A 17,260-nucleotide genomic window follows, 5' to 3' on the forward strand; every position below is an offset into this window, starting at 1 on the left:
AGCATGCTGCCGACTTCCCGTACCCTGCGTCTGTCGTTGTATTCCCTGCTGATCATCGCCGGCACGGTCGTGGCCGCGACACTCGCGATGCGCCACGCCGAGCGTCAGGCGCTGGAAGAAGACGCGGCCCGCGCCAATCAGCAACTGGGGTTGTACGCCAACTCATTGCACACCCTCATTGATCGCTATCGCGCCCTGCCCGCCGTACTGGCGCTGGACCCGCAATTGCGTTCGGCACTGGCCGGCCCGGTCGATGCCGCGCAGCAAGCGGCACTGAATCTGAAGCTGGAAAAGATCAACGGCGCGGCGCAGTCCTCGACCCTGGAATTGCTGGATCGAACAGGGCTGGCGGTGGCGGCGAGCAACTGGCGGCTGCCGAGCAGTTATGTCGGCCACAATTATGGTTTTCGCCCGTACTTCAGCCAGACCCGCACTCAGGGCACCGGACGTTTCTACGCGGTGGGCGTGACCAGCGGCATTCCCGGCTATTTCCTTTCCAGCGCGGTGCTCGGTGACCACGACGAGTTCCTCGGCGCCATGGTCGTCAAACTGGAATTCCCGGAGTTGGAGCGCGAATGGAGCCAGGGCAGCGACACGCTGCTGGTCAGCGATGCGCGCGGGATCATCTTCATCGCCAACCAGCCGGGCTGGCGTTATCGCGCCTTGCGGCCGTTGAGCGCCGATGATCTGGTCGAGATCAAAAGCACGCGTCAGTACGACAAGCAATCGCTGGTGCCGCTGACCCATTTGCCGTTGCGCCGCTTCGATGACAACAGCGATCTGCGCCGCGTCGAAGGCCCGCAGGGCACGGCGGACTATCTGTGGGAATCGCTGCCGCTGACAACCGAAGGCTGGACCCTGCACCTGTTGCGCCGCCCGCAAGTAGCCTTCGAGGATTTGCGCAACGCCGCGCTGGCCGCCGCTGGCGTGTGGCTGGCGTTGGTGTTTCTGTTGCTGTTTCTCAATCAGCGCTGGCGGCTGGCGAAGGTGCGTCAGCGCAATCGCGAAGAACTCGAGCGTCTGGTCGAGGAGCGCACCCGCGACTTGCGCACCGCTCAGGAAGGCCTGGTGCAGTCGGCCAAACTCGCCGCGCTGGGGCAGATGTCCGCCGCGCTGGCCCACGAAATCAATCAACCGCTGACCGCCCAGCGCATGCAACTGGCAACCTTGCGCCTGCTGCTCGAACATGGCCGCGTCGATGACGCCTACAAGGCGCTGAAACCGGTGGACGATATGCTCACGCGCATGGCTGCCCTCACCGGCCACCTCAAGACTTTCGCCCGAAAAAGCCCGAGCGGCCTGCGCGAACGTCTGGATCTGGCGACGGTGGTCGATCAATCACTGCAACTGCTCGATGCGCGACTGCGTGACGAGCAGGTCAGCCTGGTGCTGCATCTGACCCGCCCGGCGTGGGTGCGCGGTGATGCGATTCGTCTCGAACAGGTGTTGATCAACCTGTTGCGCAATGCGCTGGATGCAATGCAAGGCAAAGCCTGCAAGCGCCTGGAAATCCGTCTGGAGGCCGATGAACAATTGTGGCGGCTCAGCGTCAGCGACAACGGCGGCGGGATTGCCGAGGAACATCTGGGCCAGGTGTTCGATCCGTTCTTTACCACCAAACCGGTGGGTGACGGTCTGGGCCTGGGGCTGGCAGTATCCTTCGCCATCGTGCATGAATCCGGCGGGCGCTTGAGCGTGGAGAATGGCGACCACGGCGCAGTGTTCAGCCTGACCCTGCCAATCGATCTGGAGGCACATATCTGATGCTCAATTCGGTGATGGTGGTCGACGACGAAAGCAGCATTCGCGACGCCGTTGAACAGTGGCTGAGCCTGTCGGGGTTTCAGGTGCAATTGTTCAGCCGTGCCGAAGAATGCCTCGCCGCGCTCCCGGAACATTTTGCCGGGGTGATCCTCAGCGACGTGCGCATGCCCGGCATGGACGGTTTGCAACTGCTCGCCGAAGTGCAACAGCGCGACAGCGATCTGCCGGTGATTCTGCTTACCGGCCATGGCGATGTGCCGATGGCGGTCGAGGCGATGCGCGACGGCGCCTACGACTTTCTGGAAAAACCGTTCAGCCCGGAAACCCTGCTCGGCAGCCTGCGTCGGGCGCTGGACAAACGCCGCCTGGTCCTGGAAAACCGTGCCCTGCACGAACTGGCTGACAACCGCGCTAGGCTGGATGCGACGTTGCTCGGCGTGTCCCGCGGTTTGCAGACATTGCGTCGGCAAGTGCTGGATCTGGCGACGTTGCCGGTCAACGTGCTGATCCGTGGTGAAACCGGCAGCGGCAAGGAACTGGTCGCGCGTTGCCTGCATGATTTCGGCCCGCGCGCCGGTAAGCCCTTTGTAGCGCTCAATTGCGCGGCGATCCCGGAGCAACTGTTCGAGGCCGAGCTGTTCGGCCATGAGAGCGGCGCGTTTACCGGCGCCTCGGGCAAGCGCATCGGCAAGCTGGAATATGCCGATGGCGGCACGCTGTTTCTCGACGAGATCGAAAGCATGCCGCTGGCCCAGCAGGTGAAATTGCTGCGGGTCTTGCAGGAACAAAAGCTCGAACGGCTGGGTTCGAACCAAAGCATTCGCGTTGATTTGCGTATCGTCGCGGCGACCAAACCGGACCTGCTCGACGAAGCCCGCGCCGGGCGTTTTCGTGAGGACCTGGCGTATCGCCTGAACGTCGCCGAACTGCGCTTGCCGCCGCTGCGCGATCGCCGCGAAGACATTCCGTTGCTGTTCGAGACCTTCGCGCAGAATGCCGCTCAGCGTCTGGGCCGGACCTTTCCGCCGTTGACCGGTGCGCAGCTCAGTCACCTGCTCAGCCATGACTGGCCGGGCAACGTGCGCGAACTGGCCAATGTCGCCGAACGTCAGGTGTTGGGGCTGGATGAACCGGTGGTGGGGATTGATCCGGGGCAATCGCTGGCGGCGCAGCAGGAAGCCTTCGAAGCGCAATGTCTGCGCGCGGCATTGACCCGGCACAAAGGCGATGTGAAAGCCGTGCTCGAAGAACTGCAACTGCCGCGCCGCACGTTCAATGAAAAGATGCAGCGGCATGGGTTGAGTCGGGAGATGTTTCTGGCGGAGTGAGGCAGAGATTTGGGGTGTAGCTGAAATCCATCCCCCTCACCCCAACCCTCTCCCCCAGGGGGGCGAGTGGGAAGGGAGCCGATCTCCATGCTTTCCCGAATCTGTATTCGACTCGATATTGCAGGTCGATGTAACCCACAAGAACACCTCGGTCAGTCCCCTCTCCCGGCTAGGGTGAGGGGCTTTTGATCTTCACGCGGTAAGCGGAAATCCGCTCACTCAGCCCAATCAGTCGGCACAAATCCGCTCAGTCTTCCCCGCCACCCCCTCTAAACCGGCCCCTCACCCCTTGGCACACCTCCTGCTATAGCCCTGGCAGGCTGCGTTCCGACGCGCTCCACAAAAACAATTAAACGAAGGATCCTTCAATGGATAACTCCAACGCCCTGCCCCTTGGGTCGGCTGCCGTGCCGGCCAAACCAAGAACCACCGCGAGCCGGATCAAATCGATCTTCAGCGGTTCTGTCGGCAACATGGTCGAGTGGTACGACTGGTACGTGTATGCCGCTTTCTCCCTGTACTTCGCCAAAACCTTTTTCCCCGCCGGTTCCACCACTGCGCAACTGATGAACACCGCAGCGATCTTCGCCGTGGGCTTCCTGATGCGTCCGATTGGTGGCTGGCTGATGGGCATGTACGCCGACAAGGTCGGGCGCAAGAAAGCGCTGATGGCCTCGGTGTACCTGATGTGCTTCGGCTCGCTGCTGATCGCCCTGAGCCCGAACTATGAAACCATCGGCATCGGCGCGCCGATCCTGCTGGTGTTCGCCCGCCTGCTGCAAGGCCTTTCGGTTGGCGGCGAATACGGCACCTCGGCGACTTATCTGTCCGAGATGGCGACCAAGGAACGTCGCGGCTTCTTCTCCAGCTTCCAGTACGTGACCCTGATCTCCGGCCAGCTCATCGCCCTCGGCGTATTGATCGTGCTGCAAAACACCCTGACCACCGAACAGCTGTACGCGTGGGGCTGGCGCATTCCGTTCGCCATCGGCGCGCTCTGCGCAGTGGTAGCGTTGTACCTGCGTCGCGGCATGGAAGAAACCGAATCGTTCACCAAGAAAGAGAAGTCCAAGGAAAGCGCGATGCGCACCTTGATGCGCCACCCGAAAGAGCTGTTGACCGTGGTCGGCCTGACCATGGGCGGCACCCTGGCGTTCTACACCTACACCACCTACATGCAGAAATACCTGGTGAACACGGTCGGCATGAGCATCTCCGACTCGACCACCATTTCCGCCGCCACGCTGTTCCTGTTCATGTGCCTGCAACCGATCATTGGTGGGCTGTCGGACAAGATCGGCCGGCGCCCGATCCTGATCGCCTTCGGTGTGCTCGGTACGATCTTCACCGTGCCGATCCTGATGACCCTGCACACCATCCAGACCTGGTGGGGCGCGTTCTTCCTGATCATGGCCGCGCTGATCATCGTCAGCGGCTACACCTCGATCAATGCGGTGGTGAAAGCCGAATTGTTCCCGACCGAAATCCGCGCCCTGGGCGTCGGCCTGCCGTACGCACTGACCGTGTCGATCTTCGGCGGCACCGCCGAATACATCGCGCTGTGGTTCAAGAGCATCGGCATGGAAACCGGTTACTACTGGTACGTCACCGCGTGCATTGCCGTGTCGCTGCTGGTGTACATCACCATGAAAGACACCCAGAAGCATTCGCGGATCGTCACTGACTGACGGGGCTACATCGCTGGCAGGCCACAAAATCTGTGTCCTGCCACGAACCCTACGGGGTCTCGCGTCTGGCTGGAAATATGCGCTGGGTCCTTGCACTATGGCGGCATCCGAATGCAGCTCAGGAATCCGCTCCCCATGCCCGATGACATCCACTTCTACGAACCCGCCAACGGCCACGGCCTGCCCCACGATCCGTTCAACGCCATCGTCGGTCCGCGCCCCATCGGCTGGATTTCCTCCCAAGATGCCGAAGGCCGGCTCAATCTCGCGCCCTACAGTTTCTTCAACGCCTTCAACTACGTGCCGCCGATCATTGGCTTTTCCAGTGTCGGGCGCAAAGACAGTCTGAACAACATCGAGCAGACCGGGGAGTTCGTCTGGAACCTCGCCACGCGCCCGTTGGCCGAGCAGATGAACCAGAGCTGCGCGATGGTCGCGCCTGAGGTCAACGAGTTTGAACTGGCGGGGCTGACGACCGTGGCGTCAAAGGTGATTTCGGTTCCACGGGTCGCCGAAAGTCCAGTGTCCTTCGAGTGCAAGGTCACGCAGATCATCCAGCTGCAACGCGCCGATGGCGAAACCGTACCGAGCTGGCTGATCCTCGGTGAGGTCGTCGCCGTGCACATCGCCAAATGGCTGCTGAAAGACGGCATCTACGACACCGCCGCCGCACAACCGATTTTGCGTGGCGGCGGGCCGGCGGATTATTTCCAGCTGGGGCCGGAAGCGCTGTTCAAGATGTGGCGCCCAGGCGCACAGAAGTAATTACCAGATCAGCTCGGCGTCATCAGTGACGCCCTTGAGCTTGTCCAGCTCGTTGATGGCCGCATCATCGGCAGCGATGGCGCCGGGAAACACCTGCTCATTGAGCAATTTGTGAAAGCGTGGGGCGCCGCCATCGACCAGGGCCTTGACCGCGATGGCCGCGTAATAACCCTTGTTGCCGCCCAGCTCGACGGGGACGACTGCGGAGACTGCTTCGAAGCGTTCAAACTCTTTACGTGCCATGTCGCGGATCCTGGCTCAATCAAATAAGCCGGACATTAAACCCTCAACCGGCGAGTTTGTGTATCGGCGCCGCGCATTGACCGAGGGCCTGCGCGGCGGAAACGTCCCTGAAGGTGTGGAAGTCGAGGCTGTTGACCACCAGGTCCTGGACCAGCTCGGCAAAGACTTCCATCGACGGACTGTTGAAATACGCCGTCATCATCTGCTGGCTGCTCCAGTAGCCGCTGACCAGCCACAGGTCAGCGTCGCACTGCGATTGTTGCAAGGAAAAACTCAGGCAGCCGGGCGCCGCGCGCGAGACCTCGATCAACGCGCTGAGGCGCACACCGAGTTCCGCCGAACGCCCGGGCTGGGCACGAACGAAGGCCATATGACTGACAGGCATCTGCTTGGACATGATCAACCCTCCATGAAATCGCGTGGCAGCCGGGGGACGGGCTGCGACTGAAGCAAAGATTAAGGGCCGGGGCCGCAGCGCCGTTAGTCGATTCCTGCCTTCGCGTTGCACAATCCTGCGAGACTTGCCAAAACCCCGGCCGGCGCCGCTGCCCTGTAGGAGCTGCCGAAGGCTGCGATCTTTTGATCTGAAAAACAAAAATCAAAAGATCGCAGCCTCCGGCAGCTCGTACACACAGGCATCGCGTCGATGCTGATGGATATCGCGATGCAGAATCAGGCAAGCATTTGGCAGAATGTGTCTACCGCCGCTGCTTGCACAAACATATGCTCTGCTGCATTCCCCCCTCACTTGCCGAGGATGCCGTGCATGACGTCATTCGATCGTTTTCAAGCCGAACCCAGCGCCGACATGGAAAAGCAGCGTGCGGAGCTGGCGGCGATCATCCGCCGCAACACCAGCGACGATGGCAGCTACCAGACCGCGATCGGTTCGCTGGTGATGTCGCGCCACACCCAGTCCCATGATTTTGCCCCGGTGCTCGCGCAGCCGGCGCTGTGCATCATGGCGCAGGGGCGCAAAGAGGTGCGCCTGGCCGATGAGTTCTTCAACTACGACCCGCTGAATTATCTGGTGGTGTCGGTTTCGATGCCGCTCAGCGGCCGGGTGGTCAATGTCTCGCCGGAAGAACCGATCCTCGCCGTGCGCCTCGACATTGATCCGACCGAAATCACCGCGCTGATCGCCGACGCCGGCCCGATGGGCGTACCGACCCGGCCGACCGGACGTGGTCTGTACGTGGAAAGAATCGACAGCGCCATGCTCGACGCGGTGCTGCGTCTGGCCCGGCTGCTCGACGCGCCGAAAGACATCGCCATGCTCGCGCCGCTGATTCGCCGGGAGATTCTCTACCGCTTGCTGCGCAGCCCGCAGGGTCATCGTTTGTATGAGATCGCGATTGCCAACAGCCAGAGCCATCGCATCAGCCAGGCAATCAAATGGCTCAACGGCAACTTCGAGCAGCCGTTGCGCATCGATGATCTGGCGCGGGAAGTGAACCTCAGCGTGTCGACCTTGCATCACCGTTTCAAGGCGATGACCGCGATGAGTCCGTTGCAATATCAGAAGCAACTGCGCCTGCAAGAAGCGCGGCGGCTGATGTTGACCGAAGGCCTGGAAGCCTCGGCGGCGGGGTATCGGGTGGGCTATGAAAGTCCGTCGCAGTTCAGCCGCGAATACAGCCGCCTGTTTGGCGCGCCGCCGTTGCGGGATCTGGCGCGGTTGCGGCTTTCGGTCTGATCCAGTATCTGAGGTGGGGCTTATGGCGCTTTCGCGAGCAGGCTCGCTCCCATAAGGAAATGCATTCCAATGTGGGAGCGAGCCTGCTCGCGAAGGGGTCAGTCCAGGCGCTACATATCTATGATCAGACCGCGCGGATCACATGCTTGATCTCCTGAAACGCCGCCAACCCCCAAGGCCCCAACTCTCGACCGACGCTGCTCTGCTTGTAACCGCCCCAAGCCGTCTGCGGGAAGATCACCTGCGGAGCATTGATCCACACCAGCCCTGCCTGCAAGGCATTGGCCACGCGATCCGCCGTTGCAGCATCGCGCGTCGCCACACTCGCGACCAGGCCGAACTGCGTGTCGTTGGCCAGCGCAATCGCCTCGCTCTCGCTGGCGAAACTGCGTACACACACCACCGGGCCGAAAATCTCTTCACGCCATAACGCGCTGTCCAGCGGCACGTCGGTGAACACCGTCGGTTGGAGAAAATAACCGCGCGGCAAATGCGCCGGACGATTGCCGCCGCACACCAACCTCGCCCCGGCGCTCAAACCGCGATCAATATGCCCAAGCACCCGCTGGTACTGCGCCTGATTGACCAGCGCGCCCATCTCCACATCCGCATCAAACGGATCAGCGACTCGGATCGCCTCCGCACGTTTTTGCAGGCGCTGAAGAAATTCATCCATCAATGCCTCGGCAACCAGCACGCGACTGGTGGCCGAGCACATCTGCCCGGCGTTGAAAAACGCCCCGCCACAAGCCAGTTCTACCGCCAGCTGCAAATCGGCATCCGCCAGCACCAGCAACGACGATTTGCCACCCAGCTCCAGGCTGACCCCCTTCACCGTTTCGGCAGCGCGTTGCATCACCTGCACGCCAACCGCATTGCTGCCCGTGAAAGAGATCTTGGCGATACGTGGATCCGCCGACAACGGCGCGCCCACCGCCAGCCCGGTGCCGCAGACCAGATTGAACACGCCGTAGGGCAACCCGCATTCAGCGATGATCGCGGCCAGTTCCAACTCCGGCAGCGGCGTCACTTCAGAGGGTTTCAGTACCACGCAGCAACCGGCGGCGAGCGCTGGCGCCAGTTTCCACGCGGTGGTGACCATGGGGAAATTCCACGGCACGATCAGCCCGACCACGCCGCATGGCTCACGACGCAAGCGTGCGCTGAAATCCTCGCTGGGCAGCGGCACGTTGCTGTCCTGACCGGCGTCGAAGCCTTCGGCGAGTTCGGCGTAATAGTCGAAAGTGGCGATCACGTCATCGACATCGATGGCCGCTTCGAACTGCGGTTTACCGTTGTTGCTCGACTGCAGGTTCATCAAGTGATCGCGACCGTTGCGCACGCCGTTGGCAATGTTGCGCAGGATCGCAGCGCGTTCGGCGCCGGTGGTTTTCGACCAATGTTCGAACGCTTCGGTCGCCGCGCTGATCGCCTGGTCGACGGCGTGTTCGTCACCGCCATTGACGGTGGTCAGCAGCGCTTCGGTAGCGGGGTTGATCACCCGTAGATGTTCGCGGCCCGACGACCATTGACCGTTGATGTAGAGCCCGTCGAGTGTGGTTGGAAAACTCATCATTGGGCCACCGCCTGCATCCACTGGTTCTGGTCGATTTCAATCAGCGTCGGGCCTTGCCGGTCCGTCGCTTTACGCAGCGCTGCGCGCAATTCGTCGATGCTGCTGATGGCTTGCGCGGCGCAACCGAGGCCCTTGGCCACGGCGACGAAATCCGGGGTGTAGATGTCCACGCCGACCGGTTCGATGGCGCGGTTGACCATGTACTTTTTGATCTCCTCGTAACCCTGGTTATTCCACAGCAGCACGATTACCGGCACCCGCGCTTCAACGGCGCTGGCCAGTTCCGGCAGGGTGAATTGCAAGCCGCCGTCACCGATCAGGCACACCACCGGCGGGCGCGCGCCGTTATCGAGTTGTCCACCGAGCCACGCACCAATCGCCGCCGGCAACGCATAGCCGAGGGTGCCGTAACCGGTGGATGCGTTGAACCAGCGTCGCGGACGCTCGGGGTTGAACGTGAGGTTGCCGGTGTACACCGGTTGCGTGGAATCGCCGACGAACACCGCTTCGGGCAATTCGTGCAGCACGGTTTCGAGCAAACGCGTCTGCGCCAGCGTTGGTGCATCCCAGCTCGCCGCCAATTCATTACGCAGACGCGCGGCGCGGACCTGGCCCCAATCATTGCGACGCTCGGCCAGCGACTTTTGCGTCAGCGTGCTGAGCAATGCCTGCGCGGCATTGCGCGAATCAGCGACCAGTGCGACGTGCGGCGGGTAGTTGCGCACGGTCTGATCGGCATCGATGTCGATGCGCAACAGCTTGCCGGGAATCTCGAAGCCGCCGGCGAAGGTCACGTCGTAATCAGTCTCGGCCAGCTCCGTGCCGATCGCCAGCACCACGTCGGCTTCAGCGACCAGTGCGCGGGTGGCGACCAGGCTTTGCGTCGAACCGATCAACAATGGATGGCTGGTCGGCAGCATGCCTTTGGCGTTGATGGTCAGCGCCACTGGAGCGTCGAGCAATTCGGCGAGTCGCGTCAGCTGCGGCGCTGCGTCGATAGCACCGCCGCCGGCGAGAATCAGTGGACGTTGCGCCGTGGCGAGCAGTTCGCTCATGCGGGCCACGGCAGCCGGTGCGGCGCCGGCGCGATCGATATTCACCGGCAGGCTGGCGAGCAACTCATCGGCCTCTTCCACCAGCACGTCCAACGGAATTTCGATGTGCACCGGACGCGGTCGTCCGGCCTGGAACAGCGCGAAAGCGCGAGCAAGCACCACCGGCAGTTCGGCAGCGGACATCAGCGTGTGCGAGAACGCTGCGACGCCGCCGACCAGTGCGCTCTGGTTCGGCAGTTCATGCAACTTGCCGCGGCCACCGCCCAACTGACTGCGCGACTGCACGCTGGAAATCACCAGCATCGGAATCGAATCGGCGTAAGCCTGGCCCATGGCCGTGGTGATATTGGTCATGCCCGGGCCGGTGATGATGAAGCACACGCCGGGTTTGCCGCTGGTGCGCGCGTAGCCGTCAGCCATGAACCCGGCGCCCTGTTCGTGACGAGGCGTGACGTGGTTGATGCTCGAACGGGCGAGGCCTCGGTACAGCTCAACGGTGTGTACACCGGGAATGCCGAACACCTGCTCGACCGCGTAATTCTCCAACAGCTTGACCAGTACTTCGCCGCACGTTGCCATGTTGATTGCCCTTTCATTCACTGAACACTCCCTGTGGGAGCGAGCCTGCTCGCGAATAAGCGGTCCAGCCAACATCCGTGTCGAACCTTGAACCGTCTTCGCGAGCAGGCTCGCTCCCACAGGGTCCGTGGAGTGCCCATTGGAACGGTGCGCAACTGGCAGCAACAATCGATTAAAAGTCATACTAGCCATGTCGCCACGTCATACCTCGGATCGCCATGAAACGCCTGCCACCCCTGCCCGCTCTGCATACGTTCTGGATCACCGCGCAATGCTGCAATTTCACTCGCGCCGCCGAGCAGTTGCACATCACTCAGGGCGCGGTGAGCCGGCAGATCGCCGGGCTCGAAGAACAGCTCGGTTATCCGCTGTTCATTCGTCTGGCCCGAGGTCTGGCGCTGACGGCCGAAGGCCGCGAATGGCTGCCGCGAGTGGAAAAGGTCTTCGGGCTGATCAGTGAAGCGACCGAGCAGATCAGTCAGACGCGGCAAACCTTGCAACTCAAGGCCCCGAGCTGCGTGATGCGCTGGCTGCTGCCGCGTCTGCTGCAATGGCAGAAGGAACGCCCGGACGTGCCGGTGAAACTGACGGCCTCGCTGCAACACGGCGTGGACTTTCAGCGCGAGCAATTCGACGCCGCGGTGATCTACGGTCCGCCGCCGGACAATTCGCCAGGCGCACTGCATCTGTTCGACGAGCAACTGACACCGGTCTGCTCGCCGCAACTGCTCAAGGGCTCGCCGGCGCTGAATTCACCGCAGGATTTGCAAGAGCATCTATTGTTGCACCCGACCCACGACATTCAGGACTGGTCGGTATGGCTCGATGCGGCGGGTTTGCAACTGGGCAGTCTGCGCAGCGGTCAGCATTTCGAAACGCTGGATCAGGCGATGTCGATGGCGTCGCACGGGACGGGGGTGGCGATCGGGGACTGGTCGCTGATTGGCGATGATCTGAACGTCGGGCGACTGGTGATGCCGTTTGCGTTGAAGGTGAAGACGGGGTTGGCGTATTACGTGGTGGTGCCTGCTGGAACCGAACCCTCGCCGCAACTTGAGGAGCTGATGCTCTGGCTGGTTGAGCAGGCACATAGCCGTTGAACACCGCTATACCCCGTAGGAGCTGCCGAAGGCTGCGATCTTTTGATCTTGATCTTGAAAAGCAAAATCAAAAGATCGCAGCCTTCGGCAGCTCCTACAGGGACAGCATTTCAGATCAGTAACCGACCGTATAACGCTGCCGCAAATGCTTCGGCGTTTCCACTTCGTCGATCAGTGCAATCGCATAATCGGCGAAGGTGATCCAGCTACGCCCATCGGCACTGACCAACAGATGATCCTTGCCGACGCGATATTGGCCGCTGCGTTCACCCTCGACAAACTCCGCCGACGGCGAGAGGAAAGTCCAGTCCAGTTCCTGCTCCTGACGCAACGCATCAAGAAACGCCGCCCCCGCGCTCGCCTCGGCTTTGTATTCAGCCGGGAAACCGGCGCTGTCGATCACCCGCGTGTCATCCGGCAGCAACAGCGAACCGGCGCCGCCGACCACCAGCAAGCGCTTCACGCCCGCCTGTTTTACCGGTCCGACAATCGCCGAGGCCGGGACGGTGGCGAAATGCGCTGCGCTGATCACCACGTCGTGACCGGCCACTGCTGCTTGCAGCGCCGCCGAATCCAGCACGTCGAGGCTCTTGCTGACGACACCGGCGCGATCACCGACCTTTGAGGTATCGCGGGCAATGGCGGTGACGCTGTGGCCGCGACGCAGGGCTTCTTCCAGCAGTTGGCTACCGGCACGGCCGGTGGCACCAATGATTGCGATCTTGCTCATGACATTCTCCAGTTGGCTTGAAAATGCTGCGTGTTCAGGTTCGGCTTACCAATGCATCTCGCCCTTGGCGACTTTCGCGCTGAGTTCCAGCGAGCTTTCCTCGCCCAGCTGCGGGTAGCGCTTTTTCATCGCTGCGATCAGTGCAGCGGAGTCTTTGGCCTTGGCGGTTTCGGCATCGAAGGCCTTGATGTAATCGGCGGTGAATTTCACGCTGGCCAGCGAGCGGCTGCTGTCACCCAGGTAATGGCCGGGCACCACGGTTTGCGGTTTCAGGCTTTCGATGGTGTGCAGGGTGTGCAGCCAGTCGGCGTGGGATTGCGCGGTCTGGGTGTCGGCCATCCACACATGAATGTTCTCGGCGACCACTACGCCACCGACCACTGCTTTGAGCGACGGGATCCATACGAAGCTGCGATCCGGTTGCTTGCCGTCGAGGCCGATCACCTGCAATTGCTTGCCTTCGAGGGTCAGGCTGTCGCCCTTGAGCACGTCCGGGACGATGGTTTTCGCCGGCACGTCGGCGCCCATTTTCGGCCCCCAATACGCCAGTTTGCCGTCGACGGTGTGCTTGATGTGATCGACAGTCGGCTGCGAAGCCAGCACTTTCGCCTGCGGGAATGCTTTGGTCAGGGTGTCGAGGCCGAAGTAGTAATCCGGGTCACCGTGACTGATGTAGATGGTGGTCAATTGCTTGCCGCTGGCGCGGATCTTTTCCACCACCTGTTCGGCCTGGGATTTGCCGAATTGCGCGTCGACCAGAATCGCTTCTTTCTCACCGCTGACCAGCACCGAGCTGACCGGAAAAATCGCCTGGGTGCCCGGATTGTAGACATCTAGGCTCAGCTCGGCGGCGGACGCATGGGCGGCAAAGCCGAAAAATGCTGCGGCGAGCAGAATGCGTTTGAAAGGGGTGAAGCCGATCATTTGTTGCTCCGGATTGCGAATGCCAGTCTGGCGATGCAACAGAGCTTAGTTGCCAGACTCAGTACAAAAAATGCGATGCTTGGACATAGTTTGTTTCTGAAAGCGGGCAAATCATGGATCGGCTTCAAGCAATGCGGGTATTCGTCACGGTGGTGGACCTCGGCAGCCAGTCGGCGGCGGCCGATCACCTCGACCTGTCGCGGCCGGTGGTGTCACGCTATCTGGCGGAGCTGGAAGACTGGGTCGGCGCGCGGCTGATGCACCGCACCACGCGCAAATTGAGCCTGACCGCCGCCGGCAGTGAAATCCTCCCGCGCTGTCGGCAGATGCTCGACCTGTCGCAGGACATGCAGGCCGCCATCAGCGAACCCGATGACGCGCCGCGCGGACTGCTGCGAATCAGCGTCAGCACTTCGTTTGGCCAGGCGCAACTGGCCGATGCGGTGGCGGCGTACGTCAGGCTTTACCCCGGTGTGAGTATCGATCTGCAAATGCTCGACCGCACGGTGAATCTGGTCGATGAGCGCATCGATCTGGCGATTCGCACCAGCAACGATCTCGATCCGAACCTCATCGCCCGGCGCCTGACCGTGTGCCGTTCGGTGGTCTGCGCAGCGCCGGCTTATCTGCTTGAGCATCCGGCGCCGCAGACGGTTGAGGATTTGAGCCGACATAACTGCCTGACCCATTCCTATTTCGGCAAGAGCCTGTGGCATTTTGAAGAGGATGGCGAACCGGTTTCGGTACCGGTGCAGGGCAATATCAGCGCCAACGAGGCCAGCACCCTTCTGCGCGCAACCCTGGCCGGCGCGGGCGTGGCGATGCTGCCGACCTACCAGGCTGGCGTGCATATTCACAACGGCGAGCTGCTGCGTTTGCTGCCACACGCAGAACCGCGACAGATGAATATCTACGCGGTGTACGCCTCCCGCAAACACATGCCGGCGGCACTGCGCAGCATGCTCGATTTTCTGGTGCAGCGCTTTCCCGAAAATCCCGCGTGGGATGTCGGCCTGTAAACCCGATCCCTTGTGGGAGCGAGCCTGCTCGCGAAGAGGCCAGTACCTTCAACATTGATGTCGCTTGCACCACCGCCTTCGCGAGCAGGCTCGCTCCCACATGGGCATCAATTCGCTGAATGGCCGGCTAAATCCTCAAGCGCACTCGCTGGCAAGTGCGCGCCGCTGACCTATGCTCAAAGTAATACCGCAAGGTAGACGTTCAGAGGTCGAACACCATGAACATCAAAACAAAAAGATACGCCGCCATCTTCATCACCTGCGCCGCCACGCTGGCGCTGTACGGCACCGCTGCCTGGCGGGTCGAGCAGTTGCGCCAGCTGCCGCGCGAGTATGCGAGCTGCAACTACGAGCGGTGTATTCCGCACAATGCCACGCTGAACGCATTGCGCTGATAGACCTGAGCCGGAATGCAACTGTGTGGGAGCGAGCCTGCTCGCGAATGCGCGGTGTCAGCCAGCATCGTTGCTGAGTGAAAGAGCGTATTCGCGAGCAGGCTCGCTCCCACAGGGCTCATCAGCGCTTTCAGGATTGTTGCTCGGCCTTCAAGCGGTCGCGGAACGCCTTTGGCGAAATCCCCACGCGGCGACGGAACAGGCGCGTGAAATTGGTCGGATCGGAAAACCCCAACAGCTCCGACATCTCGTAAATCGTCATGCTGGTGTAGGTCAGCAGGCGCTTGGCTTCCAGCAACTGACGCTCGTGCATGATCTGCAACGCCGGTTGCCCGGCCAATTCACGGCAGGTGCCGTTGAGGTGCGACACGGAGATGCCCAGGCGATGGGCGAGGTCTTCGACCTTGACGTGCTGGCGGTAAGTCTCTTCCACCAACTGAATGAAACCGTTGAGGTATTCGCGTTGGCGTTGCGGCCGTTGGCTGGCCTTGTGACGAACGATCGCCTGGCGGCTGACCCAGACCATGATCACGCTGACCAGCGAATGCATGAGCATTTCCCGCGCCGGTTGATGGCCGTTGTACTCGGCCTGCAACGCTGAAAACAGGCTGTTGAGATAATCGCCATCCTTGCCGGCCGGGTAGTTTTCCGCCCGAGCCAACGCGTGTACCGAATCGCCCAGTTGCGCCTGCAAATGGTTGATCAGCGGCGTGGCCAAGGTGACGATGAAGCCTTCAACATCCTCGGAAAAACGAAAGCCGTGCACCGACAACGGTGGCAGCACCTGTATCGCCGGAGTCTCGAGTTGGGTGCGCTGGCCTTCGATTTCTAGCTCTGCCTGACCTTTGAAAACGAACAGCAGCTGGCACAGATCCGCGTGGCGGTGAGGTTTGATTTCCCATTGGTGTTCGCGACTGCGCGAGGAAATGGTTTCACAGTGCAGCAAGTCCGGGGTCGGCCAGTCCAGGCTTTCACCGTAGAGCTTGAACACCGGAATAGAAGGCAGGGCAGGCTTGTTCATACTTCAATCCAGGCCTCTGGTTTTTGGGCGATAATCGCACCGATTGGCAGAATGTACAGGTATCGGCTCAGTTTTCACCTTCAATTGACAGACCCGCAAGGGAAAAATGCAAGCACTCGATCCATAAAATCATTCACCGGTTGTTGCTGCGTGAAGCTTGCGAGTCATAAAAACAATGAAAACTCTGAAAACCCAAGTCGCCATTATCGGCGCCGGTCCTTCCGGACTGCTCCTTGGCCAGTTGCTGCACAACGCTGGCATCGACACCCTGATCCTCGAACGCCAGACGCCCGATTACATTCTTGGGCGCATCCGTGCCGGTGTGCTTGAACAAGGCATGGTAGAGCTGCTGCGTGAGGCCGGGGTCGGTCAGCGAATGGATGCCGAAGGTCTGGTTCATGGCGGCTTCGATCTGGCGCTGGACGGGCGTCAGGTGCACATCGACCTGCACGCGCTGACCGGCGGCAAAACAGTAATGGTCTACGGCCAGACCGAGGTCACCCGCGACCTGATGGCCGCTCGTCGGGAGGCCGGCGCGCCAACAATTTATCAAGCGAGCAATGTCGTTCCCCATGACATGAAAAGCGACGAAGCTTTTGTCACCTTCGAAAAGGACGGTGAAAGCTGGCGCGTCGATTGCGATTACATCGCCGGTTGCGATGGTTTCCACGGCGTCGCCCGCCAGTCGATTCCTGCCGATAGCCTGAAGATTTTCGAGCGGGTCTACCCGTTCGGCTGGCTGGGGATTCTCGCCGACACACCGCCGGTCCACGACGAATTGGTCTACGCCCGCCATGAGCGCGGCTTCGCCTTGTGCAGCATGCGTTCGGCCACCCGTACCCGCTATTACCTGCAAGTGCCGGCGGATGAAAACGTCGATGACTGGAGCGATCAGCGTTTCTGGGATGAGCTGAAAAAACGCCTGCCGGATGCCCTCGCGGAAAAACTGGTGACCGGTCCTTCGATCGAAAAAAGCATCGCGCCGCTGCGCAGTTTTGTCGTCGAGCCAATGCAGTACGGGCGCATGTTTCTCGTCGGCGACGCCGCACATATCGTACCGCCCACTGGCGCCAAGGGCTTGAACCTGGCCGCCAGTGATGTCAGCACGTTGTTCAATATTCTGCTGAAGGTCTATCGCGAAAATCGCACTGATTTGCTGGAAAAATACTCGGAGATCTGCCTGCGCCGAGTATGGAAAGCCGAACGGTTTTCCTGGTGGATGACGTCGATGCTGCATCGCTTCGACGAGCATGATGAATTCAGCCAACGCATCAGCGCGTCGGAACTGGACTATTTTGTCAGCTCGCAAGCCGGGCAAAAAACCATTGCAGAAAATTACGTCGGGCTTCCGTACGAGGCTATCGAATAGCCTGCTAT

The 17,260-nt window shown here is 61.1% G+C and carries 16 protein-coding genes; 9 read left to right on the forward strand and 7 right to left on the reverse strand.

Features of this window, described 5'->3' with window-relative positions:
- Positions 1-3 precede the first annotated feature (3 nt).
- The 4 genes from PS14A_RS19460 to PS14A_RS19475 all read left to right on the forward strand — a co-directional run bounded on the left by PS14A_RS19460 (position 4) and on the right by PS14A_RS19475 (position 5,545).
- A complete protein-coding gene (locus PS14A_RS19460) occupies positions 4-1,764 on the forward strand; it encodes an ATP-binding protein (RefSeq protein ID WP_212617008.1) in 1,761 nt (586 codons plus the stop codon).
- Positions 1,764-3,092, forward strand: coding sequence for a sigma-54 dependent transcriptional regulator (locus PS14A_RS19465; RefSeq protein ID WP_212617009.1), 1,329 nt, complete (start codon positions 1,764-1,766; stop codon positions 3,090-3,092). Before PS14A_RS19460 ends, PS14A_RS19465 begins: the two co-directional genes overlap by 1 nt.
- A gap of 368 nt (positions 3,093-3,460) precedes the next feature.
- Positions 3,461-4,780 (forward strand): MFS transporter, encoded by a 1,320-nt coding sequence (locus PS14A_RS19470; protein WP_076563978.1) that lies wholly within the window; start codon positions 3,461-3,463, stop codon positions 4,778-4,780.
- Positions 4,781-4,915: 135 nt separating this feature from the next.
- Positions 4,916-5,545 carry a flavin reductase family protein gene (locus PS14A_RS19475; RefSeq protein ID WP_071173402.1) on the forward strand — a complete coding sequence of 210 codons (630 nt, stop codon included), beginning with the start codon at positions 4,916-4,918 and terminating at the stop codon, positions 5,543-5,545.
- On the opposite strand, the gene PS14A_RS19480 is transcribed toward PS14A_RS19475, so the two are convergent.
- Together PS14A_RS19480 and PS14A_RS19485 are read right to left on the reverse strand one after the other, a co-directional pair.
- Positions 5,546-5,788: a hypothetical protein gene (locus PS14A_RS19480; RefSeq protein ID WP_041479831.1), complete on the reverse strand. Its 243-nt coding sequence runs from the start codon at positions 5,786-5,788 to the stop codon at positions 5,546-5,548.
- A 43-nt stretch (positions 5,789-5,831) separates the two neighbouring features.
- Complete coding sequence (locus tag PS14A_RS19485) at positions 5,832-6,185, reverse strand: antibiotic biosynthesis monooxygenase family protein (RefSeq protein WP_041479832.1); 354 nt, start codon at positions 6,183-6,185, stop codon at positions 5,832-5,834.
- A 369-nt stretch (positions 6,186-6,554) separates the two neighbouring features.
- On the opposite strand from PS14A_RS19485, the gene PS14A_RS19490 reads away from it, so the two are divergent.
- Positions 6,555-7,484 carry an AraC family transcriptional regulator gene (locus tag PS14A_RS19490; RefSeq protein WP_130912679.1) on the forward strand — a complete coding sequence of 310 codons (930 nt, stop codon included), beginning with the start codon at positions 6,555-6,557 and terminating at the stop codon, positions 7,482-7,484.
- 124 nt (positions 7,485-7,608) lie between these two features.
- Here PS14A_RS19490 and PS14A_RS19495 read toward each other — a convergent pair whose 3' ends face one another.
- Positions 7,609-9,057 carry an aldehyde dehydrogenase family protein gene (locus PS14A_RS19495; RefSeq protein WP_212617010.1) on the reverse strand — a complete coding sequence of 483 codons (1,449 nt, stop codon included), beginning with the start codon at positions 9,055-9,057 and terminating at the stop codon, positions 7,609-7,611.
- Entirely contained in the window at positions 9,057-10,694 is a 1,638-nt protein-coding gene (locus PS14A_RS19500) for a 5-guanidino-2-oxopentanoate decarboxylase (RefSeq protein WP_212617011.1), read from the reverse strand. Before PS14A_RS19500 ends, PS14A_RS19495 begins: the two co-directional genes overlap by 1 nt.
- Positions 10,695-10,912: 218 nt before the next feature.
- On the opposite strand from PS14A_RS19500, the gene PS14A_RS19505 reads away from it, so the two are divergent.
- Positions 10,913-11,794 (forward strand): LysR substrate-binding domain-containing protein, encoded by an 882-nt coding sequence (locus PS14A_RS19505; protein ID WP_212617012.1) that lies wholly within the window; start codon positions 10,913-10,915, stop codon positions 11,792-11,794.
- 115 nt (positions 11,795-11,909) lie between these two features.
- Here the strand turns inward: PS14A_RS19505 and PS14A_RS19510 are convergent, their stop codons facing one another.
- Both PS14A_RS19510 and PS14A_RS19515 read right to left on the reverse strand, forming a co-directional pair.
- A complete protein-coding gene (locus tag PS14A_RS19510; protein ID WP_212617013.1) occupies positions 11,910-12,524 on the reverse strand; it encodes an NAD(P)-dependent oxidoreductase in 615 nt (204 codons plus the stop codon).
- 45 nt (positions 12,525-12,569) lie between these two features.
- Positions 12,570-13,448, reverse strand: coding sequence for an MBL fold metallo-hydrolase (locus PS14A_RS19515; protein ID WP_212617014.1), 879 nt, complete (start codon positions 13,446-13,448; stop codon positions 12,570-12,572).
- A gap of 113 nt (positions 13,449-13,561) precedes the next feature.
- Here PS14A_RS19515 and PS14A_RS19520 point away from each other — a divergent pair, with 113 nt between their 5' ends.
- A complete protein-coding gene (locus PS14A_RS19520) occupies positions 13,562-14,467 on the forward strand; it encodes a LysR family transcriptional regulator (RefSeq protein WP_212617015.1) in 906 nt (301 codons plus the stop codon).
- A gap of 218 nt (positions 14,468-14,685) precedes the next feature.
- On the forward strand, positions 14,686-14,862 hold the full coding sequence (locus PS14A_RS19525; RefSeq protein ID WP_016773438.1) for a hypothetical protein: 177 nt from the start codon (positions 14,686-14,688) through the stop codon (positions 14,860-14,862).
- A 130-nt stretch (positions 14,863-14,992) separates the two neighbouring features.
- On the opposite strand, the gene PS14A_RS19530 is transcribed toward PS14A_RS19525, so the two are convergent.
- Positions 14,993-15,883, reverse strand: coding sequence for a helix-turn-helix domain-containing protein (locus tag PS14A_RS19530; protein ID WP_024014136.1), 891 nt, complete (start codon positions 15,881-15,883; stop codon positions 14,993-14,995).
- A gap of 175 nt (positions 15,884-16,058) precedes the next feature.
- On the opposite strand from PS14A_RS19530, the gene pobA reads away from it, so the two are divergent.
- Positions 16,059-17,252 (forward strand): 4-hydroxybenzoate 3-monooxygenase, encoded by a 1,194-nt coding sequence (gene pobA, locus PS14A_RS19535; protein ID WP_212617016.1) that lies wholly within the window; start codon positions 16,059-16,061, stop codon positions 17,250-17,252.
- Positions 17,253-17,260 lie beyond the last annotated feature (8 nt).

It is taken from the genome of Pseudomonas sp. 14A (assembly GCF_018132745.1).
Classification (GTDB): Bacteria; Pseudomonadota; Gammaproteobacteria; order Pseudomonadales; family Pseudomonadaceae; genus Aquipseudomonas; species Aquipseudomonas mercuritolerans.

Bases quoted from the DNA above. Each gene is read 5' to 3' on its own strand.
- PS14A_RS19515 (WP_212617014.1), bottom strand. From the start codon at position 13,448: ATGATCGGCTTCACCCCTTTCAAACGCATTCTGCTCGCCGCAGCATTT.
- PS14A_RS19500 (WP_212617011.1), bottom strand. From the start codon at position 10,694: ATGGCAACGTGCGGCGAAGTACTGGTCAAGCTGTTGGAGAATTACGCG.
- PS14A_RS19465 (WP_212617009.1), top strand. From the start codon at position 1,764: ATGCTCAATTCGGTGATGGTGGTCGACGACGAAAGCAGCATTCGCGAC.
- PS14A_RS19505 (WP_212617012.1), top strand. From the start codon at position 10,913: ATGAAACGCCTGCCACCCCTGCCCGCTCTGCATACGTTCTGGATCACC.
- PS14A_RS19490 (WP_130912679.1), top strand. From the start codon at position 6,555: ATGACGTCATTCGATCGTTTTCAAGCCGAACCCAGCGCCGACATGGAA.
- PS14A_RS19485 (WP_041479832.1), bottom strand. From the start codon at position 6,185: ATGTCCAAGCAGATGCCTGTCAGTCATATGGCCTTCGTTCGTGCCCAG.
- PS14A_RS19530 (WP_024014136.1), bottom strand. From the start codon at position 15,883: ATGAACAAGCCTGCCCTGCCTTCTATTCCGGTGTTCAAGCTCTACGGT.
- PS14A_RS19525 (WP_016773438.1), top strand. From the start codon at position 14,686: ATGAACATCAAAACAAAAAGATACGCCGCCATCTTCATCACCTGCGCC.
- PS14A_RS19495 (WP_212617010.1), bottom strand. From the start codon at position 9,057: ATGAGTTTTCCAACCACACTCGACGGGCTCTACATCAACGGTCAATGG.
- PS14A_RS19470 (WP_076563978.1), top strand. From the start codon at position 3,461: ATGGATAACTCCAACGCCCTGCCCCTTGGGTCGGCTGCCGTGCCGGCC.
- PS14A_RS19520 (WP_212617015.1), top strand. From the start codon at position 13,562: ATGGATCGGCTTCAAGCAATGCGGGTATTCGTCACGGTGGTGGACCTC.
- PS14A_RS19480 (WP_041479831.1), bottom strand. From the start codon at position 5,788: ATGGCACGTAAAGAGTTTGAACGCTTCGAAGCAGTCTCCGCAGTCGTC.
- pobA (WP_212617016.1), top strand. From the start codon at position 16,059: ATGAAAACTCTGAAAACCCAAGTCGCCATTATCGGCGCCGGTCCTTCC.
- PS14A_RS19510 (WP_212617013.1), bottom strand. From the start codon at position 12,524: ATGAGCAAGATCGCAATCATTGGTGCCACCGGCCGTGCCGGTAGCCAA.
- PS14A_RS19475 (WP_071173402.1), top strand. From the start codon at position 4,916: ATGCCCGATGACATCCACTTCTACGAACCCGCCAACGGCCACGGCCTG.
- PS14A_RS19460 (WP_212617008.1), top strand. From the start codon at position 4: ATGCTGCCGACTTCCCGTACCCTGCGTCTGTCGTTGTATTCCCTGCTG.